Raw genomic sequence first — 22,395 nt, 5'->3', positions numbered from 1 at the left:
CCTCGGCCCATCAGGGAAGGACCAGCGGTGAACGCAAAGCGCCCGGTCGTCATCTACGGAGCCAGCGGTTCCACCGGCCGTCTGGTGGCCGAATACCTCCGTGAGTACAGCATCCCCTTCGTGGCCGCGGGCCGGAACAAGGACCGGGTGCAGGAGGTCATGAGCAAGGTTCCCGGCATCGAGACCGCGGACTACGAGATCGCCGAGGTGGACGGCTCGGTCGAGTCGCTGACCCGGCTCTTCGAAGGCCGCCGTGTGGTGTGCAACGTCGTGGGCCCGTTCCTGCGCTACGCTCCTGCGGTCGTGGAGGCGGCGCTGCGCGCGGGCTGTCACTACCTCGACACCGCGGGTGAGCAGAGCCACATGCTGAGCCTGCTCGACGAGTGGGGCCCGAAGTTCGCCGAAGCCGGTCTCGTGGCCTCGACGGCGGTGTCCATCCAGTACGCGCTCCACGACATCGCGGCCCGCATCTGCCTGGAGACGCCGGGCGTGGACACCCTGGAACTCGGTTCCTACGCCAACGCCATCCCGACCGTCGGCTCCACCCAGTCGATCTTCGACGTGATCCGCGCGCAGGCGCACTACCTGGAGGACGGCCGGCTCAGGAAGTACGACGGCGTCGTCGTGCAGGACCTGGTGGTGCCCGGCTCGGGGTACGTGGTCACCGGCACGAACTGGGGCGGCACCGCGATGCCGGTGTTCTTCCGCGACGACCGCAGGGTCCGCAACTGCCGCATGTTCGTCGCGATGCACAACCAGGACATCTGGAGGCGGGTCGTCGACCTGGAGCGGCTGTTCAAGGTCTCCCTGCAGTGGCTGCCGGAGGAGACGCTGTACCCGGTGCTGGACCGGATGGCCGCCGGCATGACAGCGGACAGCCCGCCGCGCGAGAACCGGCAGATCCAGCGGTCCGTCGACTGGTGCACCGCCCGGGGCAACACGGCCACCGCCCGGGTCGTCATCCACAGCAGCACCGGCTACCAGATGACCGGTCTCATGCAGGCGTACACGGCCATGCGGCTGCTCGGCTCCACCCACAACGGAACCGGGTTCCGCTCGCCCGCCGAGCTGGTCGGGCACCGCGAGCTGATGGGCGCGCTGGAGTCGTACGGGTTCGCCCGGATCACGGAAGAGAGCGCGGCGTGAGCCCGCTCGAACCGGTGTGGATCGCCGGTGTCGGCATGACACCGTTCGGGGTGCGGCGCGACGCCTCGGTCAAGGACCTGACCCGGGACGCGGTGACCGAAGCGCTCAAGGACGCGGGTGCCGCACCGGGCGACGTGCAGGCGGCCTACTTCGGCAACACCTGCCAGTCCGTGCTGGAGGGCCAGCTTGTCGTGCCCGGCCAGATGGCGCTGCGCGCGATGGGCTTCGAGCGCATCCCCGTCGTCAACGTCGAGAACGCCTGCGCCACCGGCGCGACGGCACTGCACCAGGCGGTGCTGCACGTCCGCTCCGGAGCGGCGGACGTCGTGCTGGCCGTCGGCGTGGAGAAGACGAACGTCGACGACAAGAAGAAGATGCTGGGCCTGTTCGACGGCGGCGTCGACGTCCACGACCCCGAGGGGGTGCGGGCGGTGCTCCGCGAACTCGGCGGCGACAGCGCGGCCGACGAGTCGGTGCCGCGCAGCAGGTTCATGGACATCTACGGTGCCCTCGCCCGGTCGCACATGTCGGCCTTCGGCACCACCAGGCGGCAGCTCGCGCTCATCGCCGAGAAGAACCACGCCCACGCCGTCGACAACCCGCTGGCGCACTTCCGCAAGGCCATGACGGCCGACGAGATCCTCGCGGCCCGTACGGTCACCGAACCCCTGACGGTCCCGATGTGCGCGCCGCTGACGGACGGCGCCGCCGCGGCCCTGGTCTGCAACGAGGCCGGGCTGCGCCGTCTCGCTGCCACCCGCCCCATCCGCGTCCTCGCCTCGGTCCTCGCGACCGGCACCGCGCGCGCCCTGTCCGACTGGGAGAACTCGGTCAGCGCGCTCGCGGCCCGCACGGCGTACGAGCAGGCCGGTGTCGGACCGCAGGACGTGTCCGTCGCCGAGGTCCACGACGCGTCGGCGTTCGGCGAACTGCTGCAGACGGAACTGCTGGGCTTCTGCCCGATCGGATCGGGCGGGGAACTCGCCGAGTCCGGAGCCACGACGCTCGGTGGCGGCATCCCCGTCAACCCGTCCGGCGGCCTGGAGTCCAAGGGGCACCCCATGGGCGCCTCCGGCCTCGCCCAGGTCTTCGAACTCGTGCAACAGCTTCGCGGCGAGAGCGGGGCCCGGCAGGTCCCCGACGCGCGCATCGCCCTCGCGGAGAACGGCGGCGGCATGTACGGCGGTGAGGAAGCCGTCGCCGCGATCACCGTCCTCAGCGCCTGACCTCCCGTCACCCCACTTCCGATGGAGCCGTCATGACCTACAACACGCTCGCCCTCCGGCGCGAAGGCCGCATCCTCCACGTCGACCTCGACAACCCGCCCCTCAACCTCATGACCATCGAGATGGTCGGCGAGCTCTTCGACCTCGCCGGAAAACTGGTCTTCGACCAGGAGACCTCCGTGGTGGTCCTGGGCAGCGCCAACCCCGACTTCTTCGTCGCGCACTTCGACCTCGACGACATGTTCCGCGCCATGAACGACCCGGACGTGCCGCAGAGCAAGTACGACGACATCAACGTGCTCCAGGCGCTCACCACCCTGTGGGAGGCGCTGCCGCAGGTGACCGTCGGCCTGGTCGACGGCGTCTGCCGTGGCGGCGGCCTGGAGTTCCTGCTCGCCACCCACATGCGCTTCGCCACCCCCGGGAGCAGGTTCTGCTTCCCCGAGGCGAGCGGTGGCTTCCTGCCCACGGGCGGCGGCACCACACGGCTCGCGCTCCAGATCGGTCCGGCCCGGGCCCGCGAAGTCCTGCTGTCCGCACGGGACTTCGACGGAGCGGAGGCCGCGGCGTACGGCATCGTCAACCGCGCCCTGCCCGCCGACGGCATACGCGGCTACGTCGACGACCTCGCCCGGCGCCTCGCGGCCCGCTCCGCCGGGTCCGTGGCGTCCGTCAACCAGGTCTTCGCGAAGGTCTACAACAGCGCGGTCGACGCCCAGTTCGCCGGCTTCGCCGTCGAGAACGAGGCCATGCGGACGCTGCTCGCGATCCCCGCGGTCCAGGAGCACCTGGCGAAACTGGCCGGACTCCAGGACGTCGAGCACGAACTGGACCTGCCGGAGACGATCGCGGGCGTCCTTTCGGCCGCCGCGGCGAAGTAGAGGAGCCGGACGATGACCGAGCGGACACAGACCCCGTCCGGGGTACGGCCCGGCCTGCCGCATGTCGAACTGAGCGGCTTCGAACCGCCCCTCGCCGACGACGAGCGGGCCGTCCAGCAGGCCATGCACCGGTTCGCCCGCGAGGTGATGCGCCCGGCGGGGGTGGCACTGGACAGGCTGAGCGCGGAGGAGACGGTCGCCCCGGACTCGCCGTACTGGCAGTTCCTCAAGACCGTGGCGGCGTCCGGCATCGAGTTCGACGCCTCCGCCGACGACGTACCGCCCGCCGCCCTGGCGCGCCTGCAGGCCATCGCCGTCGAGGAACTCGGCTGGGGCGACGCGGGGCTCGCCGTCTCGCTCGGCGCCGGCGCCTTCCCGGGGATGATGGCCGCCCGCGCGGGCAACCAGGAACTCGTCGGCCTGTGCGAGGGCCGTCTCGGCTGCTGGATCGGCACCCAGCCCGACCGCGGTTCCGACGGCCTGAGCCTCTACCCGGCCGAGCGGCACGCCCGCGCCCCCCAGGGCAACAAGGGCAACCTGACCGCCCGGGTGTCCGGCGGCGAGATCGTGGTCAACGGGCAGAGCTCGGCATGGGTCTCCAACGGCCCGGTCGCCCAGGTCGGCCTGCTCACCATCGCCGCCGACTACGGCGAGGGCTTCTTCGACGAGGAGGGCCACCCGCGCGGCGTCGAGGTCATCGTCCCCCTGGACCTGCCCGGGGTGAGCCGGGGCAGGCCGCTGGAGAAGCTCGGCAAGCGCGCCCTGCCGCAGGGCGAGGTGTACTTCGACGACGTCAGGGTCCCGCTCCGCTTCGCCCTGTCCGCGGGCGACGGCTACTGGCCCGGACACGCCGCCACCTGGTCCTCGGCCGGTGTCGCCATGGGGCAGATCATGACGGGCCTGGCCCGGGCCGCCTTCGAACACGCCCTGGAGTACTGCCACGAACGGCGTCAGGGCGGCGCCCCGCTCGCCGACCACCAGCTGGTCCAGTACCGGCTGGGCGGCATGGCCCGGAAGGTGGAGACCATGCGGGCCGTCTCCCGGCGGGCCACCGACTACACCTTCCTGTCCCCCCGCAAGCACCCCTACTACACGGCCGGTTCCAAGGTCACCTGCACCGACCTCGCGTTCGAGGTCGCCGACGAGGCCCTCCAGCTGTTCGGCGGCTACGGACTGACCCGCGAGTACCCGGTGGAGAAGCTCTTCCGCGACGCGCGGGCCGCCCGCATCGAGGACGGCGAGAACCACCTGCTGTCCATGAAGTTCGGCCATCTGACCTCCCTCCTGCACCGCGCGGGCTGGGCACGGCCCTGAGCGGCGCGAAAACGAGAGGAAACACCATGGCAGTGACCGACTTCTTCGACCGCGGCTGGCGGGCCGACCCGGACGGGGTGGCCTTCGTCGCGGGCGAGCGCTCGTACACCTACCGGGAGATCGGCGAGATCTCGTGCCGGGTGGCGAACGCGCTGCTGGAGCGGGACATCCCCCCGGAGACCAAGGGCGCGGTCCTGGCCGGGAACGACCCGGTCGCGTGGGCGTGTGTGCTCGGGATGTGGCGGGCCGGTCTGGCCTGGGTACCGGTCAACCCGGCCAATCCGCCGGAGGAGATCCACCGCCTCCTGGAGGGGTTCGACTGCGAGGTGCTGTTCTGCCACGAGCAGTTCCTGCCGCTCGTCGGGAAGCTCCGGCCCGAACTGGAGCAGCTGAGCACCGTCGTGTCGCTCGGCGCGGACCCGGTCATGGCCTCCACCGCCGGTGCCATCACCCTGGAGGAGTTCCTCCGCGACGCGTCCGGCGACCTCCCGGAGCACATTCCCGACCCGTCGTCCGTGGCCGGTGTCATGCCGACCGGCGGCACGACGGGAGCGCCGAAGGGCGTCATGAACACCCACCGCGGCCTCGGGGTGAGCGCCGTGCAGCAGATGCTGGCCGCGCCCTACGCGCCGGGCGAGCGCGTCGTGAACCTCGTGGCCGCGCCCATGACCCACACCGCGGGCACCCTCACCCTCCCGTGCACGGCCCGCGGCGGAACCGTCGTGGTGATGAGCCGCCCCGACCCGGTCGCCCTGGTCGACCTGATCGAGCGGCACCGCGTCACGGAACTCTTCCTGCCGCCGACCGTGATCTACCGCCTGCTGGAGATGCCGGGGATCGAGCGGCGGGACTTCTCCTCGCTCAAGTACCTCATGTACGGCTCCGCACCCATGTCCACGGAGAAGCTGCGCCGGGCCATCGAGGTGTTCGGCCCGGTGATGTTCCAGGGCTACGGCCAGACGGAGGCGCCGTCGGCGATCGCGTTCCTCCGCCCCGAGGAGCATTTCCGTGACGGGGAGATCGCCGACGACGCGCGGTTGTCGGCGGCCGGCCGGCCCGGCCCGCTGACGCGGGTGGAGATCCTCGACGCGACCGGCAGGATCCTTCAGGCCGGAGAGACCGGTGAGATCTGTGTGCGCGGCGATCTGGTGATGAAGGGGTACTACAAGGCCCCGGACCGGACCGCCGAGACGATCGTCGACGGCTGGCTGCACACCGGCGACGTCGGTCACCTCGACCCGGAGGGTTTCCTGCACATCACCGACCGCAAGAAGGACATGATCATCTCGGGTGGGTTCAACGTCTACCCGAGTGAGGTGGAGCAGGTCGTCTGGGCACATCCGGCGGTGCAGGACTGCGCCGTGATCGGCACACCGCACCCCGACTGGGGCGAGGCCGTCACCGCCGTGGTCGAGCGCAACGAGGGCGCCGAGGTGACCGAGGACGAGCTCATCGCGTACTGCCGACCCCGGCTCGGCGGCATCCGCACGCCCAAGTCGGTGGTCTTCGTCGACCGGCTGCCCCGCAGCGCCAACGGCAAGGTGCTGAAGAAGGACGTACGGGAACCGTTCTGGCGCGCTCACCGACGTGCCATCTGACGACGCCAGGGCAACGACCCGGCGACGGGGGAACCGGCCCCACCCCCGGAACACCGAGGCAAAGGAGTTCTGAGCGGACGTTCACGTTGTCCTCAGCCAGGCCGTCTACCGTCGCGATCGTGGCAACGTTCCAAGATCGGGCGGACGGGGCGGCCGTGGCCCTCTCCGAACTCTATTCCAGCATCGTCGGCCTGGCGGAAGGCTCGTGCAAGCTGCCCCTCCGGGTCGCACGCGACCTCGAAGAACGCTTCATCCGCGACGGCTGGCCCGTCGGCAGGGTGTACGGGAACGAGTCGGATCTCGCGGCGGGTTTCGGTGTGGGACGTGATGTGGCACGGGAGGCCGTACGCATTCTCCAGGCGCGGGGGTCCGTCCGGACGCTGCGGGGCCGCCGGGGCGGAGTCGCGCTCTCCCGGCCCCGTGGCGCGCAACTGGCGGACGCGGTCGCCGACCACGCCTACCTGACCGGTACGACCGCGGTGGAGATCCTTGAGGCGTGGGCAGCGGTCCACGCCGCCGCGGTCCGGCTGCTGTCCGGACAACCGGGTGACGCGTGGACCGGCGCCGAGCCGGCGACCGGCTCCGAGGCGGCGGCGTGGCTGCGGGAGTGGGCCGCGGGTCTGATCGAACGGAGTGGCAACGCCACGCTCGCCTGCCTGGCACGGCTGTTGATCCCGTTGCTTCCGCCGGCCCGCGGGACCGGGTCGGTGGAGCGGGTCGCCGAACGGGCCAAGCGGATCCAGGACGATCTGCGGGAGGGGCGGACCCGTACAGCCGTGCGTGAGACGCGCGGCCTGTTTCTGGACACGGAGAAGCACAACCTGTCCGTGGCCCAGCGCACCAATGGACCGGGCGCGGTCCCGCCGTCACCGTCGTCGAGCGTGAACGCCATGACCGCGCTGGACGTGGTCCACACCCTGATGCGGCAGGTCACCCCGGCCGAATGGAGCCGCGGCGTGCGGCTCGGCCATGAGGCGGAGCTGTGCGATCGGCTGTTCGCCGACCGGAGCGTGATCCGGCAGGCGGCCCGCATCATGGAGGACGAGGGCACGGCCGTCACGCTGCCCGGGCGCGGCGGTGGCCTGGTGACGCGGCGGCCGGACTCCGTCTCCCTGAGCCGTCGGCTCTGCGCCGTCCTCGCGTCGGGCGAGGCGGAGCTGCCGGACACCGAGCGAGCGCTGCAGGCCCTGATGGTGGAGATGGTCACGCTCGCCGCGAGCAACCGCAGGTCCGAGGACGAGACGCTGATCGACTCGCTCCACGCGCGGTTGCGGCAATTGCGCCGCGCCGGCCCGCTGGCCGCGATCCAGCCGGTCGAGCGGCTGCTTTACCAACTGGCGCACAACGACCTTCTCCTGGTGTTCGTCGACGGGCTGAAGGCCTACCTGACGTGGAGCATGGCCGAAGAGGCGTCGGTTCCCTCCTGGATCATGGAGGTGTACGCCGAGACCACCGGCGCAGTCCTCCACGCCGTGGCACGCAACGACGTGGAGGAGGCGGAACTGCGGCAGGAGGAGAAGCAGGAACGCCTTGAGCGATGTCGGCGACTTTTCCTGGAGGGACAGCACTCAAGCCGTGCCGCTAGCTCCTAGTGCAGGTCACGGGTACGTCGACGGTCGTCTTGCCGCTGGCGTCCTTCTCCGTGAAGTGGTTCACGAACTTGTTGTCGCTCTTCTTCTCCCACACGTTCACCGCACTCGTACCGTCGGAGGCGAACGAGGTCTTCATGGTCATCCGGTTGCCCTGCCAGCCCGACGAGGAGGCCACCTCGTAGAAGGCCGTGCTGTCCCGCCAGAACCAGATCCACTGCTTGGTCCGGGAGTTGTAGGTGAGGCTGATCGTGGTGTCGATGGCGTTGCCGCCGACACCGCTCGGCGGCTTGAGGACGTCGTGGGCGGTGAGGTAGGCGCCGTTGAGCTCCTTGTCCCATGTCATCGTGTCGGTGACCGTGGAGCCGTAGAGCTGCTGCGAACAGGTCCACGAACCACCCTGCAGGAATTTCCACGACGAGAAGTCGGGCAGCTTTTTCGCTGTCGACATCCCGGGTGCCGCACTGCCCGTCGGCTTGCCGGTGGGCATGGCACCCGTGGGCATGGCACCGGTGGGAGCGGCCGCCGGTGAACTGCTCTGCTCCGCCGCGTTCTGCGACTGCGATGAGCTGCCGCAGGCGGACAGCCCGAGCGAGGCGGCGGCGAGGACGGCGAGCGCCGCACTTCTCTTCATGGCGGTGGCGTCCCTTCGAAAGGCCGCACGACGCGGCCGGATCTGGTGACCCGGAATTTGGATGATTTGATTCCGGTTCCACAGACCCTAGGCAGACCCCCTTGCCCAAACCAGACGGCGCATTTCACAGGTCACTCTCAGGCGGGAGGGGTGCCCCTCCGGTCCGGGGCGGCGGAAACCGGGGGAGCCCGGATGGGCCGACGCACCCCGGCGCGACTCAGCTCTTGGGCGACTCCTGGTTGTACAGGTGCATGACGCCGAAGGCCGGCGGTTCGCCTGGCACCGTGGAAGGCTGTATAGCCCCCGGGGGCTCGCTTTGTGGACGTCCTGGACAGCCGATGCGGTGAAGCTCGTGTTCAGGTCCTGCGCGGAGGAACCGGTGGGCTGGTGCTGGATCGCGTTCAGGGGCCACTTGCCGGAGAAGAGCTGCTGTGCGATGTCCATGGTGTGACTGGAGATCTGCAGGTTGACGCCGACCTTGTGCAGCCGGCCAGCGATGGCCTGCGCGAGTTCGTCGGTACTGGGGACGCCGAGGACTTTGATCGTGAAGCCCTTCGCATAACCTGGCACGGCCAGTAGTTTCCGCGCCTTGGCGGGGTCGTACGGACAGGTCTTCTGGAGCGCGTCGACGGAACCGCCTGAGCCTGACCCCGGTAGACGGCCTTCACTGTCTCCTCGCGGTTGATCGCGTAGTTCGCTGCCGCACGCGGACGTCGGCGAGCGGTCACTTGGCGCCCTGCTGGTCGTTGAGGAAGAATCCGGTGAAACCCGAGACGCTACTCACGGTCTTGACCACCGTGTTCGACTGCTGGTGGCACACTGGCGACCTCGGCTGTCTCCGAGCCCAGTGCCCCCCGTTCGCCGACACCCTGAGCAACGCCCACCCTGCGGGTGCGCTGCGTGCCGCGGCGGACATGGCCCGGAGTCTCGGTGAAACACGAGAGGAGAACTCGACCCGCTCCGCGACGCGATCAACACGCTGCTCCGCAACCCCTCCACGCCTGCACGGCAGCAGCGCGACCGACCTGACCGACGTCACACTCGATGGCACGCCGGCATTCGGCACAGGCACCAGCCTCTGCCATCCTCGGTCCGCCCCGCCCACCGCGGCGCTGTCGAAGTACGTCCTCGGCGTGCCTCCCCGAAGTCCACGGTGCGGCAGCCAGGCACGGCCACGGTCCCCGAAAAGGGGCGGCCGGGCTATACCTGCACGCTGGGCAGGGGGAGGGGGAACACCATGTCATGACGTCCCGCTGAGCAGATCACGGCCCAGGCCGCCTCCCCGCCCGGGCCGTCGGGTCGTTGTCGGCAGCGGTCGCCTCACGGTCGATCACGTGGACCGCTGCTGGTCTTCCGGGTGGACCCGGGCGCATCCGGAAACGGGAACGGAGGGCGCCGTGCAGCGCATGCGCGGAGGGCGGCATGCCTGGTCAGTTCCTGATCGCCGCCAGGACGATCGCCTCAAGCTGTTCTGCGACGTCGTCCAATGGCTGAGCGCTGCGCCTGGCGCGACACATCGCGACGGTTCCCTCGACGGCGGCGACGATCAGCGTCGAGAGCTGGGCCGCTTGCCGCGGTTCGACCCCGTGTGTTCGCAGCGAGTCGGCCAGCAGACTTTCCCATGTGGTGAAGACATCTGCGGCGGCAGCGAGGGCGGGGGGCGTCTCGTCGTCGACGGGCGGTTCTTCGATGGAGACGGCGAGGACCGGGCAGCCGGCCTGGAAGCCGCTGTCCACGACGATCCTGCGCCACACGGCAAGGAACCCCCGCAGCCCGGCGACCGGCCCTGCCTCCAGCGCCTTGCGCAGGCTCCGGGCGGTCCACTCTCCCGTGTGGCGGACGGCCTCCATGGCCAGCTGCTGCTTCCCGTCGGGGAAATAGTGGTACGTAGAACCCAGCGGCGCACCGGTGTACTTGGCCGTCTCCCGGATGCTGGTCGCGTTCAGGCCGCGCCGACCGATCATATCGGCCGCGCCGGCCACGATCTGCTCACGCACCGTCGGGCTGGGCTTCATGTACGCGGTCCTTCGGGCTCGGTTGCCTATAACGTTCGTCATACCATAGCGTGGCCTCGTCTATAGCGACTGTCATAGCGGCCGTCGAAGACAAGCGTTGTCCGTGTTGTCCCACCGGCCGGTCCGCCGGGCCGCTCCGCAGGCTCGTCCTCCGGCCGGGACGACGACTGAAAATCTCTTCACGCAGTCTCTCCAGGAGCACCGAGAATTCCGATGCGCATTCCCCTCACCGATCCGCCGCCCAGTGACGCCGATACCGGTCCTGCTCGACTGGCTGCCAGGGAACTGGACCACCAGAAGGCGGCCATCACCCGCCTCGGTGACGAACTCCGCAGTCTGGTGGAGGCCACCGTGCGTACGGCCGCAACCCCCGACACCCTTCATCGGGTGGCGGATGCCGTCCGTCAGGTCACGTCCCAGCTGGCTGGACGGCGGCGGATGCGGGCGGAGATCCCCGAGGTGGACGAGTTTCCCGGTGGCGTGCGCATGTACAGCCCGGTGACCGGAGCCGGGAGCCCGGTGGCTCCGCCGGTGCGCGTCACGCCGACCGCCGACGGGCTGATGGGCCGGTGCACACTCGGTGTCGCCCACGAGGGTCCGCCCGGATACGGCCATGGCGGCATGAGCGCCATGCTTCTGGACGAACTCATGGGCCGCGCCTGTGCGGCCCAAGGGACGCCCGGCATGACGGTCTCTCTCGAACTCCGCTATCGCAGGCCTGTCCCGCTGGAGACACCGCTGCGGATCGTCGCGCGTGTCTCCGGTACGGACAACCGCAAGATCTCCGTGACCGGCTCGATCACCACCGAGGCGGACCCCGTCACGGACCTGGTCAACGCGGATGCTGTTTTCGTCGTACCCGATCCACACCGCGCACGCGCACTGTTCCCCGACCTGTAGGTCGGAACGCAGGGGCGCGGGCTGTGCCCGTTCAGGGTATGAGTACCTGCGTTCGTGCGACTCATTCGGCCTCTCGGTTTGATTCCCCGATCTTCACTCGTCGAGAGTGAGCGGTCGATATCCGGTTCCCTCGCCCGTGGTGCGAACGGCATTCGGTCCACGCGGGCTCGACGATATGGTTGGTGTATACAGATGGAGATTCGGGCCGCTGCGATTCGTGGTATCGATCGTCTGATTGACGATCTCGGTGGCGATGGAGCGGGGCTGTTGGCTGAGTTCGGTGTCTCGCCGTGTGATCTGGATTCTGATCAGGGACTGTTGGCGGCGGTGACGGCCGGGCGGATCCTGCGCGGTGCCACGAAGAAATTAGGCTGCCCGGACTTCGGGTTGCGTCTGGCGGCGTATCAGGACATGTCGATGCTCGGCCCGCTGGCCATCGCCGTCGGGAACTGCGACACGGTCGGAGAAGGGCTGGACTGTGCGTCACGGTTCCTGTTCGTGCACAACCAGGGAATTCGTCTCTCTCGTGAGGATGATCCCGAACGCTATGCGGGTGTGGGAGCCGTCGAGTATCGGATGCTGCACCCAGATATTCCTTATGAGCCACAGACGATAGACGCGGGCCTAGGGCTGCTGCACCGCAATCTCATCACGATGAGTGGGGGATATGAGCTAATCGCGGTGTATATGCCGCACCCCCCGCTTGCCGAAGAATCGGTGTACACCGAATTCTTCGGTGCACCGGTGCGTTTCAACGCAGGCCGAGCTCTTTTGCGCGTACCGAAAACCCTCTTCGCTCAGCCGATGTCCACCCCGGTCAATCCCGAGCTTCGGCGCATGGTCGTGGAATACCTCGAGGCGCATTACACCGACCCCCGTGAGAGCGTCGCGAGCGAGGTGCGGTCGGCGGTCAGCCGTGCGCTGGGCACGGTCCCCGCGCGGATCGACACGGTCTCGGAGTGGCTGCACATGCATCCACGTACGTTGCAGCGGCGTCTGGCGGAGGAGAGCACGTCCTTCCAGGAGATCCTCGACGACGTGCGCAAGACGGCGGTACACCGACTGCTGACGAAGACTGATATGCCGTTCTCTCAAGTGGCGTCCCTGGTGGAGATCGCCGGACAGGCCTCGCTCACTCGTGCGGTGCGCCGTTGGTTCGGCAGGACACCGACTCAGGTGCGCCGTGACGCCAGGAAAACCTCCAGGTCACACGGTGTCGTGCAGGGTTAAAAACTTGTCGCCCGGAGGCAAGTAACGTCTTCGGAGCAGCTCCACACTCAGGTGCCATGACCAGTTCCCCAGCCCCCGCCTCACTGCCCGGCCATGTCGACATTCTGATCGTCGGCGCGGGGATCTCCGGTATCGACGCCGCCTACCGGGTGCAGTCGCAGTGTCCCGACCGGTCGTACGCCGTGCTGGAGGCCCGCGAGTCCTTCGGTGGGACCTGGGACCTGTTCCGGTATCCGGGGGTTCGGGCCGACTCCGACATCTACACGCTCAGTTTTCCGTTCCAGCCGTGGACCGGCGAGAACTCCATGGCGGACGGGGCCGAGATCCTCGACTACCTGCGGCGCACCGTGGAACGGTTTGGGATCGATCGCCACATCCGATGTGCCACCAAGGTGATCGCGGCGGACTGGTCGGGCGAGACGGCCCGCTGGAGCGTGACGATCGAGCGGAGCGGCGGCGAGGACGGCCCCCGGCGATCCGTCGTGACCTGCTCGTTCCTCTATCTGTGCACCGGCTACTACGACTACGAGCGTGGCCACGACCCGCAGTTCCCGGGCATCGAGTCCTTTGCCGGTACGGTGGTCCATCCGCAGTTCTGGCCCGAGAGGCTCGACCACGCGGGCAAGCGTGTCGTCGTGATCGGGAGCGGGGCGACCGCGATCACCGTGGTTCCCGCGATGGCACGCGACGCGGCGAAAGTGACCATGCTGCAGCGCACACCGACCTGGATCAGCGTGCTGCCTCGCCGGGACCGCTTCGCCGCCAAGGTACGGCGGCGGCTGCCCGCCAGGCTGGCCCACCGCGTCATCCGCGCGCGCAACGCCGCCTATTCCAACGCCTTCTATCACTACTGCCGACGGTTCCCGGACCGAGCCAGGACCCTGCTCACCACCGCCGCCGCACGGCGGATCGGCGAGGACGCCGTACGTGAGCACTTCACCCCGTCATACGCGCCGTGGGACCAGAGGGTGTGCATCACGGCCGACGCGGACCTGTTCAAGGCGATCAAGCGCGGACAGGTCGAGGTGGTCACCAATCACATCGAGGGCTTCGTCCCCGAAGGGATTCAACTGCGGTCGGGCAGGGTGCTGCCGGCCGACATCGTGGTGACCGCGACCGGGCTGCGCATGCTGGCGTTCGGTCATATCGAGGTGAGCGTCGACGGCGTGGCCGTAGACCCTGCGCGTCACCTGCTGTGGCGGGGCACCATGCTGAGCGGCGTCCCGAACCTCGCGCTCTGCTTCGGTTACGTCAACTTGTCCTGGACCATGCGGGCGGACCTCACGGCGCGTCTGGTGTGCCGGGTCCTCCACCACATGCGGCGCTCCGGCCTCGCCGCGGTGGCCCCGCCCGCCGAACCCGGCGTGCGCGAGGAGCCCCTGATCGACCTGGCGGCCGGCTACGTGCAGCGGGGCGTCCAGAGTTTCCCCCGGCAGGGCCACCGCCCCCCGTGGCGGATGCATCAGACCTACCTGCTGGACGCCGCCGACATCGCGCGCGCCAACCTCCGTCGCGAATTGCGCGCCGTGCCCGGTGCGTCGGTGCGCACGGCCGACGACGACATCCGCCTGGGAAGCTGACATGACGGACCTGGATCTCGTACCGGACCTGGACGGAGTCTGCGACCCACGGTTCGCGGAACTCGCCGCCCGGCTGGCCCGGAACCTCAGCTCGGGCAAGGACCTCGGCGCGTCGATCGCGGTCACGGTCGACGGGGAGCCGGTGGTCGACCTGTGGGGCGGCTGGGCCGACCAGGGCCGTACGGTGCCGTGGCGGCGCGACACGATCACGAACGTCTGGTCGTGCACGAAGACGATCACCTCCCTGGCCGCGCTGCTGCTGGTCGACAGGGGACTGCTCGACGTCGACGCTCCGGTGGCCCGGTACTGGCCCGAATTCGCCGCGCTCGGCAAGGAGGGGGTGCTGGTCCGGCATGTGCTGTCGCACACCTCCGGCGTCTCGGGGTGGGACCGGCCGGTGACCATCACGGACATCCTCGACGTACCGGCGTCCACGGCCAGGCTGGCCAGGCAGGCACCGTGGTGGCCACCGGGCACGGCGTCCGGATATCACCTGCTCAACTACGGCCATCTGGTGGGGGAGTTGGTCCGGCGGACCGACGGGCGCAGTCTGGGCCGGTTCCTCGCCGAGGAGATCGCGGGTCCGCTCGGCGCCGACTTCCACATCGGCCTGCCGGACTCCGAGTTCGGCAGGGTCGCCGATGTCGTCCCGCCGCCGTCGCGATCGAGCGATCTCGCCGGCGCGGATCCGAACGGTGTGGCGGTGAAGACCCTCACCGGACCCCTGGGTGGTGCGGACGAGTCGTGGCGCCCCGAGTGGCGCCGAGCCGAGATCGGCGCCGCGAGCGGTCACGGCAACGCCCGATCGCTCGCCCGGATCCATTCCGTCATCGCCTGCGGTGGCACGCTGGACGGCGTACGGCTGCTGTCGCCGCGGAACATCGACCTGATCTTCCGCCAGCAGTCCGACGGAACGGACCTGGTGCTCGGGGTGCCGCTCCGGTTCGGCATCGGGTTCGGGCTCCCGTCACCGGCGGTGCCGTATCTCCCGCCGGGACGGATCTGCTTCTGGACGGGCTGGGGCGGATCGGTGGTCGTGATCGACACCGAACGCCGTGCCACGATCTCGTACGTCATGAACCGCATGGGCGCCGGGCTGCTCGGCAGCGATCGTACGACCGAGTACGTCAGGGCCGCGTTCGCGGCCCTGGAATGAAGGCGCGCCGATGACTTTCACCGGCATCCATGCCGACGTGGAGGTGCCTGAGATAGGGGTCCGTGTCTCTCTGTCCATGGCTCTGGAGTGCGACGACCTTGGCCTGGTCGCCCTGGCGACGCGAGGCATCAACCCCGGCGACGCGGGGGCGCTGCTGTGTGCGAATGATCTGGCATCTGCGGTGGCTCTCCTCGGGATCCCGTGCGTCGCCGCCACCGTGACCACGGCGCGCACCCCGCTGACGGTGACCGCCCTGAAGCCGACGGCCGCCGCAGCGCTGGACACGTACCGGGCTCGGTGCGGGCGCGGCGCCGCTGTTGGGTGCCGGGCGGACACCCGCGCTCGCGCTGGAACAGGCGCCCGACCGGTTCGACCAGGCGGGGCGGGTGGCCGTGCCGCCCTACCGCTCGGGCACCACCAGCGTGCCGAAGGGCGTGATGACGGCCGTCCTCCCGTTCTTCCGTATCTACGACATGGCGGCGGTGCTGAACCCGACGGTGGCCGCACGCGGCCGCCTGCTCATGAGCGCCGTACCCCCTGGAAGAAGAGCGGGGCACGACGCTCGCCCGGCAGGTGGTCGCTGCCCAGCACGGTCAACAGGACCGTCCATCCCCTGCCTGGGCAATCCCCAGGGCACTCGTCGTCACAGGTGACCCCATGCGGAGCGCCTGACGTGCGATCGAGATGCGTCGCCGCGCATGGTCGCGCCATGGAAGAAGGTGTGGGCCGGCGAACTCGTGGCTGCGATCACCGAGTCGTCGGCGGGCAAAGATCGGCCGCAGGCAACTGCGGATCACTCGGGCGCTGTGAACAGCAGAGTCCTCCGTCTGACATAGTTATAACGAGTGTTATATTCCTGAGAGGGGTCACCCCATGACCGATCCGGTAGTCCTGGTCGCGACGATCGTCGCCAAGCCGGGCCAGGAGGAGCTGGTCGAGAAGACGTTGAAGTCGGCGGTGCCCATGGTGCACGCCGAGCCCGGATGTCTGCGCTACGCGCTGCACCGCAAGGCCGGCGCCACCGATGAGTTCGTCCTGATCGAGAAGTGGGCCTCGCAGGAGGCGCTGGGTGAGCACATGAAGGGCGCCGCGATGCGGGAGCTCGGCACCACCCTGGCTCAGGCACTGGCCCGCCCCCTGGACGTGGTCTTCCTGGAAGCCGTCGTCGTCGGTGACCTCGACGCCGGCGCCGTCTGACCGAAAGAGGAGTTTCTCCCATGAAGAGCTTGATGTTCGTTGCTCCCGGACAACTGCGCTTCGACGAGGTCGATGCCCCCACCATCGTGGACGGCTCGGATGCGCTTGTGCGTCCGCTCGCGGCCACGACGTGCGATCTCGACCACCATGTCATCGCAGACAAGACACCGTTCTCCGGCTTCGGACCGTTCCCGCTCGGCCACGAATGCGTGGGCACGGTGGTAGAGGTCGGCCCCGACTGCACGGACGTCGCGGTCGGGGACGTCGTCGGCGTCGCCTGGCACATCGCGTGCGGCACCTGTGCGCAGTGCCGACTCGGACACACCGCCCGCTGTCTCCTGCACGGCGACGCTCAGTACGGGCTTCCGGTGAACGGGGCCTGGGGCGGGACCTTCGACGAGCTCATCCGCGTTCCCTACGCGGACTTCAATCTGGCCAAGCTGCCTGTAGGGGTGGACCCCGTGCATCTGGCCTCGATCGGCGACAACTTCGCGCTTGGCTGGGAGACGGTGATGCCGACCGTCGCCGGGATCACCGATCCCAAGATCGCGGTCTTCGGCGGAACCGGGTCCATCGGCCTCTACTGCGTCGATGTCGCGGTCCACTGCGCGGGCGCACGTACCGTCTACTACGACGACGACCCGGTCAGGATGAAGGTCGCCCAGCGGCTCGGTGCCGAGGTTCGGGACGTCAACGGTAAGCGGGAGAAGGACTTCCACCTCGCGGTGGACGCCAGCTGCGACCCCGAGCGACTGCGCAAGGCGTTGCTGTCGGTCATGCCCGAGGGATACGTCAACAGCGTCGGGATCTATTTCGACGAAGTCCAGCTTCCCCTGCTTTCCCTCTATCAGCGTGGAGTCCACTTCCACAACGGTAAGGGGCATGCGCGACCGAACATGACACCGACGCTGGAAGCGGTGGCCGCCGGCACGCTCCACCCCGAGCTGGTCACCAGCGGGACCTACGGCTGGGACGAGATCCCAGAAGTCCTGACCTCCGGTCACGCCGGCCACAAGCCGATCTTCGTCCTTGGGGACTGAGAGACCGAAGCCGGGCCCGCGGTGGTGGAGGGCAGACCTGCTCCCCACAGCCACGGGCCGACCCGCCGCGCGGACCTGATCTGCCGAATCCTTCGGAAGAATCAGCGGGTGTAGAGGAGGGTGCCGAAACCCGGATGGTCGCACTGGAAGGCGGCGCCCTCCGGGCGGAGCCGGGCAGCGGCCTGGGAGGTGTAGCCTGCCCAGCCGCCGAGTCGCTTCACGTAGTGGTTGTGGCCCATCTCGTAGATGGGCCGGAACTCTCCGCGGTTCTCGCTGGAGATGGTGTTGTACGTGACCTTGCAGCCGCCCCAGGGCGTGAAGTCGACGTTGTTGCCGAGGCTATAGCTGGCCTTGTACTCGAATCCGGACAGCAGCCTCTTGTCGGCCGCGCCGTACAGGTCGAGGCCCTGGATCCAGGCGGTCTCGCAGACCTCCGCGAGGGCGCCGAGGATCAGCTGGGTGTGCTGCTGGTCGCGGCCGCTCTCGGTGCACTGTCCAGTGGAGTTGATCATGCGGCCCAGGGAGCAGCAGTTGTTCGTGTAGAAGGCGTTGTAGGCGGCGTTGAAGACCGTGAGGTTGTCGCAGAACACGCCGATCTGGAACATGCCGCGCAGACACATCAAGCCCCAGCCGCTGTCGTCGTAGCCCTCGATGACCGGCACGAAGACGTCCTCGAACATCGCGACGGTCCGGGCGATCTGGGACGAGGTCCAGCTGCCGGAAGGTGCCGTGTAGTGCATGATCTCTGCGGCGGCCGCCAGCTTGGCCCCGTAGATCCCGCCAGCCAGCTCGGCCTCGCTGCCGTTGATCAGAGTGAGGGTCGTGGACCAGCCCTTTATGATCTGGAGGGCTTTGGTGGCGTGCGCCGTGTCGCCGGTGATCACCCACATCAGGGCGTTCTGGTAGGCGGCGTTGGCGTCGCTCCACAGCGCGTCGTTGCCGCCGTAGCCAGAACTGCCACGGCTCACCGTCGCGTAGGGACCGGCCATCGAGTACGACGACGAGGAGTAGCCGCTGGCCGCGAGCTGCTGGTAGCCCGCGTACCAGGGGGCCGTGCCGGCGCCGACCCTGCTCTTGATCCTGGCGAGGTCGGAGCTGTTGTGCAGGATGCCAGGGTGGGTGAACGACGTCAGCGGTGCGGTGACCGCGCTCGCCCGGCCGGCTGTACTCAGGACGGCCGGTCCCGCCAGTGCGCCCAGCCCGGCACCGGCGACCGTCAGCTTGAGGAACTTCCGACGGGCATGGCCTCTGCCCGGGCCGTCGCTGCTGTTGGCGTCGTCCGTGCGGTAGTCCTCTCGCATTCCGTGAACCGTCTCCGAACTGGGGGGGGAGGGGAGGGCGGATCCCCGCGGGGATCCACGGGAACCCGCGCGGTCCGGTGGGGGCGGGCCGCGCGGGTCGGTTCCTTGCTCAGTCGCAGGTGTCGCGGCGGTGCTTGGCGTAGAGCACCACGGTGGTCAGCGGCGGGACCGTGATCGGCCGCCCGAGGGCGACCGGGCGGCCGGTCCGCAGGTTGATCCCCGAGCCGTTGCCCGGCAGGCGGTGGGTGATGGTCTGGTCGCTGGTGGTGTTCATGACGACGATGTAGCCGGCGTACTCCAGGACGTAGAACGGCGCCTTGCCGACCAGTACCTTCTCCACACCCAGTGTGGTGGTGCCCAGGCCGGGGTCGACGTCGTCCGGGACGGGGGCGAGGTAGAAGGTCTGTCCGGCCATCGCCTGGTGCAGGGTGGGCCCGGAGTAGGTCCAGCCACCGGCCGGGATGGTGGAGGTGTTGCCCGAGTCGTTGATGGCGAAGTCCCAGCAGACCCAGTCCTGGACGGTGTAGGTGTCCGCGTTCGCCTTGTCGAAGACGGAGGTCTCCCGGATGGTGGCCGAGTTCTCCGAGTCCGGGGTGACGAGGTGGACGCGGGCCAGGTCGTTCACGCCCTGCCGGGCCCGGTAGTACAGCGAGGAGTAGAGGATCTCCTTGCCGCGCTTGATGGCGATGCACGCGTTGACCTCGTCGGTGAAGACGAAGTCCGGCTGGTCCCAGCCGCCCGGCATACGGCTGCTGGACGACGCCTGGCGCTGGAAGGCGGGCAGGTGCTTGGAGATGAACTTGAACGCGCTCAGACCGACGCGCTGGTAGAGGCTGGTGCTGGTCAGCAGCGCCAGCTGGGGCGCGAACTGGCCGTCGGCGACCATCTGCTGGCTCCAGCCGACGAGGTCGGAGTCACCGAAGACGGCGGTCGCCGAGATCGGGGTGTCGTCCCAGCTGGTGCGCTCGGTGTAGACGATGTCACCGGGGAAGGGCTCGTTGCGCCAGCCGATCTGCGTCTCGATGCGGAAGGTCTGGTTGCCGTCCGCGTCCAGAGCCGGGTAGCGGAACCAGGAACGGGACTTCGCCATCTCGATCATGCGGTTCTTGAGCTTGGTGTCCTCGTAACCGCCCTTGCCCTCGCTGACCGACTCGTACATGCGGGCCAGCATGCCCGAGGTCTCGCCGTAGTCGGCGACGTAACCCAGCTCACGGGAGAGTCCCTTGGGCGTGATCACCCGGTAGTCCGAACCCAGTGTCCAGGCAGGGTTGCCGTCCTGGTCCTCGGGGCCGCGCCACGGGACCAGGCCGACGCACTCGTACAGCCAGCGCATGGCCTCGTCCTCGTCCCAGGCGTCGCCCGGGGAGAGCAGCTTCAGGCCGCGGTTGCACTCGTAGATACCGAGCGCGGTGAACATCGCCTGGTTGCTGTAGTGGCGCTGGTGCTGCCGCCAGTAGTCGCGGCTGGAGAGCAGCATGTCCTTGTAGGCGTCCCGGCGGGCCACCGGCGCCTTCGCGGCCGGCTGCGGCGCGGTGATCTGGAGGTCGTCGAAGTGGGCGCTGTCGCCGCCGCTGGTGACGATCCAGAACTGGTACTGGGTGGCGCCGGAAGGGACGGTGACGGTCTTGGAGATCTGCTGCCAGTCGGTGATGCCGGACGCGACGTGGTACTCGGAGGTGCCGGACACGTAGGCGTTCTTGCTGTCCCAGAACTGCACGCTCACCCGGGGCGAGGTGGCCGTGCCGTTCGTCTTCGCCCACACCGAGAATGTCAGGTCGCCGGAGGCGGTGGCGCCCTTCCCGGTGGGCGAGACCAGCATGGAGCCGCCGTTGGAGGTGATGCTGAGCGAGGCCGCTCCGGAGCGGGCCACGGAGGTGTCGCGGGCGTAGGAGCCGTTGCTCGCCCAGCCGGGGCTGGTCCAGCCGCTGGGGGTCGCGTCGCCGTTCTCGAAGCCGAGGTTGCCCAGGGTGGCGGTGGTGATCGACGGGTCGGGCGCGGTGATCTCGATGTCGTCGAAGTAGGCGCTGTCACCGCCACTGGTGACCAGCCAGAAGTCGTACTGGGTGGTGCCGGAGGGGACGGTGACGGTCTTGGTGATCTGCTGCCAGTCGGTGGTGCCGGCGGCGACGTGGTACTCGGACGTGCCGCTGACGTGGTTGCCGTTGGCGTCGTAGAACTGCACGCTCACGCGGGGGTTGGTGACGGAGCCGTCGGTCTTGGCCCAGACCGAGAAGGTGAGGTCGCCCTGGCCGGTCAGCGCCTTGCTGGAGGGGGCGAGCAGCATGTTGCCGCCGTTGGAGGCGAGCTTCACGGAGGCCGTTCCGGAGCGGAAGACCGAGGTGTCGCGGGAGAAGCTGCCGTTGCTCGCCCAGCCGGGGCTGGTCCACCCGTACGGGGTGTCGCCGCCGCCCTCGAAGCCCAGGTTCTTCAGCGCGGTCGCCCCGGAGGTGACGTTGCGGTCCAGGGCGTCCTGGAGGTCGTCCCAGCCGGTGAACAGCGCGACGCCCACCCGGCCGAAGCCCTCCCACTGCTGGCCGGAGGCGGTCAGCACGGTGCTGTCCTTCTTCCAGGACAGGTACTGGCTGTCGATGGACTGGCAGACCAGCTCCAGGGCGTCCTTGTTCTGGTAGGCGGGGGAGTCCGACCAGTAGTAGCCGCGCAGCAGGGTCTCGTAGCCCCAGGGGTCCATGCCGGAGCCCGAGGTGCCGTACAGCAGCGAGCCCTGGTCCTTGAGGACGCGCTTGCGGACCGCGGCTATCTGCGTGTCGTCGGTGCTGGTCCGGGTGGTGGTGGCACCGGCCGAGCCGAACTCGTCGTCGTCCGCGGGCGTGAAGTGCGGTGCGGTGTGGGTGTAGGCGCGGTACAGCCCCCGGGACGGCTTGGTCATGTTGTGGTAGAAGGAGTTGGCGTCGCCGTAGGGCCAGATCCGGCCCATGGCGCGGATCTCGATCTCCAGCGTCTCCTTGCCGCGGGTCGCGCCGAGCGGGAGCGGCAGGGTGTGGCAGAAGAACCGGCCGGGCAGCCGGGGCGCCACGTCGATCATGTCGATGTTGTCGACGACGCACTGGTCGAACCAGCCCAGGACCTTGCCGTCCAGGAACAGCTGCAGCCGCCAGGCGTCGTCGCCGGTGTCCGCGTAGTCGCCGCCCCAGAACTTGACGGAGACGTAGTTCGCGCTCTGCGGGTCCACGTCGAGCGTGAACTTGGTGGTGCCGCCCCACCAGTCCGCCGGGTCCAGCGGGTTGAGCACCCGGGCGGACTGGCCGAGCTGACCGTCGACGACGTCGGAGTGCGTGGCGCTCAGCGCGTGCGCCGTCTCGGAGGAGGTGTCGCCGAACACGACGGTGTCGAGGACGGAACCGGACCGGCCGGCCGGGTCCGGCTGCGGCGCCGCAGCCGCCTCGGCGGGTACCCACCACTGGGCGCTGACCGCTGCCGCGCCGGCGATCGCGCCGGCCCTTCTCAGGATCGAGCGGCGGCTCATGTCGTTCATCTTGATCTCCTGTCCCGTGGAGTCTGCTCATGAAGGGGTGTCACCACGGCTGCCCGGCGGGGAGGGACGGGCAGCCGTGGGCAAGCGGAGCCGGG

17 protein-coding genes are annotated in these 22,395 nt (G+C 69.1%); 13 read left to right on the top strand and 4 right to left on the bottom strand.

The window, feature by feature from the left end; genetic code table 11:
- Positions 1 to 27: 27 nt before the first annotated feature.
- From ACFWPQ_RS38050 to ACFWPQ_RS38025, 6 genes are all read left to right on the top strand, one after another.
- A complete protein-coding gene (locus ACFWPQ_RS38050) occupies positions 28 to 1,146 on the top strand; it encodes a saccharopine dehydrogenase family protein (RefSeq protein WP_384045405.1) in 1,119 nt (372 codons plus the stop codon).
- Positions 1,143 to 2,372 carry a thiolase family protein gene (locus ACFWPQ_RS38045; RefSeq protein WP_384045403.1) on the top strand — a complete coding sequence of 410 codons (1,230 nt, stop codon included), beginning with the start codon at positions 1,143 to 1,145 and terminating at the stop codon, positions 2,370 to 2,372. Before ACFWPQ_RS38050 ends, ACFWPQ_RS38045 begins: the two co-directional genes overlap by 4 nt.
- A gap of 32 nt (positions 2,373 to 2,404) precedes the next feature.
- Positions 2,405 to 3,253: an enoyl-CoA hydratase/isomerase family protein gene (locus ACFWPQ_RS38040; RefSeq protein ID WP_384045400.1), complete on the top strand. Its 849-nt coding sequence runs from the start codon at positions 2,405 to 2,407 to the stop codon at positions 3,251 to 3,253.
- A gap of 12 nt (positions 3,254 to 3,265) precedes the next feature.
- Positions 3,266 to 4,567 carry an acyl-CoA dehydrogenase family protein gene (locus ACFWPQ_RS38035; RefSeq protein ID WP_384045397.1) on the top strand — a complete coding sequence of 434 codons (1,302 nt, stop codon included), beginning with the start codon at positions 3,266 to 3,268 and terminating at the stop codon, positions 4,565 to 4,567.
- A gap of 26 nt (positions 4,568 to 4,593) precedes the next feature.
- Positions 4,594 to 6,165 (top strand): class I adenylate-forming enzyme family protein, encoded by a 1,572-nt coding sequence (locus ACFWPQ_RS38030; protein WP_384045394.1) that lies wholly within the window; start codon positions 4,594 to 4,596, stop codon positions 6,163 to 6,165.
- A gap of 119 nt (positions 6,166 to 6,284) precedes the next feature.
- Entirely contained in the window at positions 6,285 to 7,757 is a 1,473-nt protein-coding gene (locus ACFWPQ_RS38025) for an FCD domain-containing protein (protein WP_384045392.1), read from the top strand.
- On the opposite strand, the gene ACFWPQ_RS38020 is transcribed toward ACFWPQ_RS38025, so the two are convergent.
- The gene (locus ACFWPQ_RS38020; protein ID WP_384045389.1) at positions 7,747 to 8,388 is read right to left on the bottom strand and encodes a hypothetical protein; all 642 of its coding nucleotides are present in this window, start codon (positions 8,386 to 8,388) and stop codon (positions 7,747 to 7,749) included. The genes ACFWPQ_RS38025 and ACFWPQ_RS38020 overlap by 11 nt on opposite strands.
- Positions 8,389 to 8,706: 318 nt before the next feature.
- Here ACFWPQ_RS38020 and ACFWPQ_RS38015 point away from each other — a divergent pair, with 318 nt between their 5' ends.
- Complete coding sequence (locus ACFWPQ_RS38015; RefSeq protein ID WP_384045386.1) at positions 8,707 to 8,967, top strand: hypothetical protein; 261 nt, start codon at positions 8,707 to 8,709, stop codon at positions 8,965 to 8,967.
- Positions 8,968 to 9,818: 851 nt separating this feature from the next.
- Here ACFWPQ_RS38015 and ACFWPQ_RS38010 read toward each other — a convergent pair.
- On the bottom strand, positions 9,819 to 10,403 hold the full coding sequence (locus ACFWPQ_RS38010; protein WP_384045383.1) for a TetR/AcrR family transcriptional regulator: 585 nt from the start codon (positions 10,401 to 10,403) through the stop codon (positions 9,819 to 9,821).
- A gap of 213 nt (positions 10,404 to 10,616) precedes the next feature.
- On the opposite strand from ACFWPQ_RS38010, the gene ACFWPQ_RS38005 reads away from it, so the two are divergent.
- The 6 genes from ACFWPQ_RS38005 to ACFWPQ_RS37980 all read left to right on the top strand — a co-directional run bounded on the left by ACFWPQ_RS38005 (position 10,617) and on the right by ACFWPQ_RS37980 (position 17,506).
- On the top strand, positions 10,617 to 11,303 hold the full coding sequence (locus ACFWPQ_RS38005; RefSeq protein ID WP_384045380.1) for a PaaI family thioesterase: 687 nt from the start codon (positions 10,617 to 10,619) through the stop codon (positions 11,301 to 11,303).
- Between the two features lie 192 nt (positions 11,304 to 11,495).
- Complete coding sequence (locus ACFWPQ_RS38000; protein ID WP_384045377.1) at positions 11,496 to 12,533, top strand: AraC family transcriptional regulator; 1,038 nt, start codon at positions 11,496 to 11,498, stop codon at positions 12,531 to 12,533.
- A 56-nt stretch (positions 12,534 to 12,589) separates the two neighbouring features.
- Positions 12,590 to 14,113 (top strand): flavin-containing monooxygenase, encoded by a 1,524-nt coding sequence (locus ACFWPQ_RS37995; RefSeq protein WP_384045374.1) that lies wholly within the window; start codon positions 12,590 to 12,592, stop codon positions 14,111 to 14,113.
- Between the two features lies 1 nt (position 14,114).
- Positions 14,115 to 15,269 carry a serine hydrolase domain-containing protein gene (locus ACFWPQ_RS37990; protein ID WP_384045371.1) on the top strand — a complete coding sequence of 385 codons (1,155 nt, stop codon included), beginning with the start codon at positions 14,115 to 14,117 and terminating at the stop codon, positions 15,267 to 15,269.
- A gap of 873 nt (positions 15,270 to 16,142) precedes the next feature.
- On the top strand, positions 16,143 to 16,466 hold the full coding sequence (locus tag ACFWPQ_RS37985; protein WP_384045368.1) for a putative quinol monooxygenase: 324 nt from the start codon (positions 16,143 to 16,145) through the stop codon (positions 16,464 to 16,466).
- A 20-nt stretch (positions 16,467 to 16,486) separates the two neighbouring features.
- Positions 16,487 to 17,506 carry a zinc-binding dehydrogenase gene (locus ACFWPQ_RS37980; RefSeq protein WP_384045365.1) on the top strand — a complete coding sequence of 340 codons (1,020 nt, stop codon included), beginning with the start codon at positions 16,487 to 16,489 and terminating at the stop codon, positions 17,504 to 17,506.
- 101 nt (positions 17,507 to 17,607) lie between these two features.
- Here the strand turns inward: ACFWPQ_RS37980 and ACFWPQ_RS37975 are convergent, their stop codons facing one another.
- On the bottom strand, positions 17,608 to 18,807 hold the full coding sequence (locus ACFWPQ_RS37975) for an alginate lyase family protein (RefSeq protein WP_384045362.1): 1,200 nt from the start codon (positions 18,805 to 18,807) through the stop codon (positions 17,608 to 17,610).
- Between the two features lie 109 nt (positions 18,808 to 18,916).
- A complete protein-coding gene (locus ACFWPQ_RS37970; RefSeq protein ID WP_384045359.1) occupies positions 18,917 to 22,300 on the bottom strand; it encodes a Tat pathway signal sequence domain protein in 3,384 nt (1,127 codons plus the stop codon).
- Positions 22,301 to 22,395: the final 95 nt, after the last annotated feature.

Source organism: Streptomyces sp. NPDC058464, from assembly GCF_042721035.1.
In the GTDB taxonomy this organism is placed as follows: Bacteria; Actinomycetota; Actinomycetes; order Streptomycetales; family Streptomycetaceae; genus Streptomyces.
Note: the sequence above shows the minus strand (reverse complement) of the source record. Positions and strands in the feature narration are given on the sequence as shown.

Excerpts from the sequence above, each read along its gene's own strand:
- ACFWPQ_RS38020 (WP_384045389.1), bottom strand. The coding sequence starts at position 8,388 with ATGAAGAGAAGTGCGGCGCTCGCCGTCCTCGCCGCCGCCTCGCTCGGG.
- ACFWPQ_RS37975 (WP_384045362.1), bottom strand. The coding sequence starts at position 18,807 with ATGCGAGAGGACTACCGCACGGACGACGCCAACAGCAGCGACGGCCCG.
- ACFWPQ_RS37985 (WP_384045368.1), top strand. The coding sequence starts at position 16,143 with ATGACCGATCCGGTAGTCCTGGTCGCGACGATCGTCGCCAAGCCGGGC.
- ACFWPQ_RS38010 (WP_384045383.1), bottom strand. The coding sequence starts at position 10,403 with ATGAAGCCCAGCCCGACGGTGCGTGAGCAGATCGTGGCCGGCGCGGCC.
- ACFWPQ_RS38030 (WP_384045394.1), top strand. The coding sequence starts at position 4,594 with ATGGCAGTGACCGACTTCTTCGACCGCGGCTGGCGGGCCGACCCGGAC.
- ACFWPQ_RS38000 (WP_384045377.1), top strand. The coding sequence starts at position 11,496 with ATGGAGATTCGGGCCGCTGCGATTCGTGGTATCGATCGTCTGATTGAC.
- ACFWPQ_RS37995 (WP_384045374.1), top strand. The coding sequence starts at position 12,590 with ATGACCAGTTCCCCAGCCCCCGCCTCACTGCCCGGCCATGTCGACATT.
- ACFWPQ_RS38035 (WP_384045397.1), top strand. The coding sequence starts at position 3,266 with ATGACCGAGCGGACACAGACCCCGTCCGGGGTACGGCCCGGCCTGCCG.
- ACFWPQ_RS38040 (WP_384045400.1), top strand. The coding sequence starts at position 2,405 with ATGACCTACAACACGCTCGCCCTCCGGCGCGAAGGCCGCATCCTCCAC.
- ACFWPQ_RS38005 (WP_384045380.1), top strand. The coding sequence starts at position 10,617 with ATGCGCATTCCCCTCACCGATCCGCCGCCCAGTGACGCCGATACCGGT.
- ACFWPQ_RS37970 (WP_384045359.1), bottom strand. The coding sequence starts at position 22,300 with ATGAACGACATGAGCCGCCGCTCGATCCTGAGAAGGGCCGGCGCGATC.
- ACFWPQ_RS37980 (WP_384045365.1), top strand. The coding sequence starts at position 16,487 with ATGAAGAGCTTGATGTTCGTTGCTCCCGGACAACTGCGCTTCGACGAG.
- ACFWPQ_RS37990 (WP_384045371.1), top strand. The coding sequence starts at position 14,115 with ATGACGGACCTGGATCTCGTACCGGACCTGGACGGAGTCTGCGACCCA.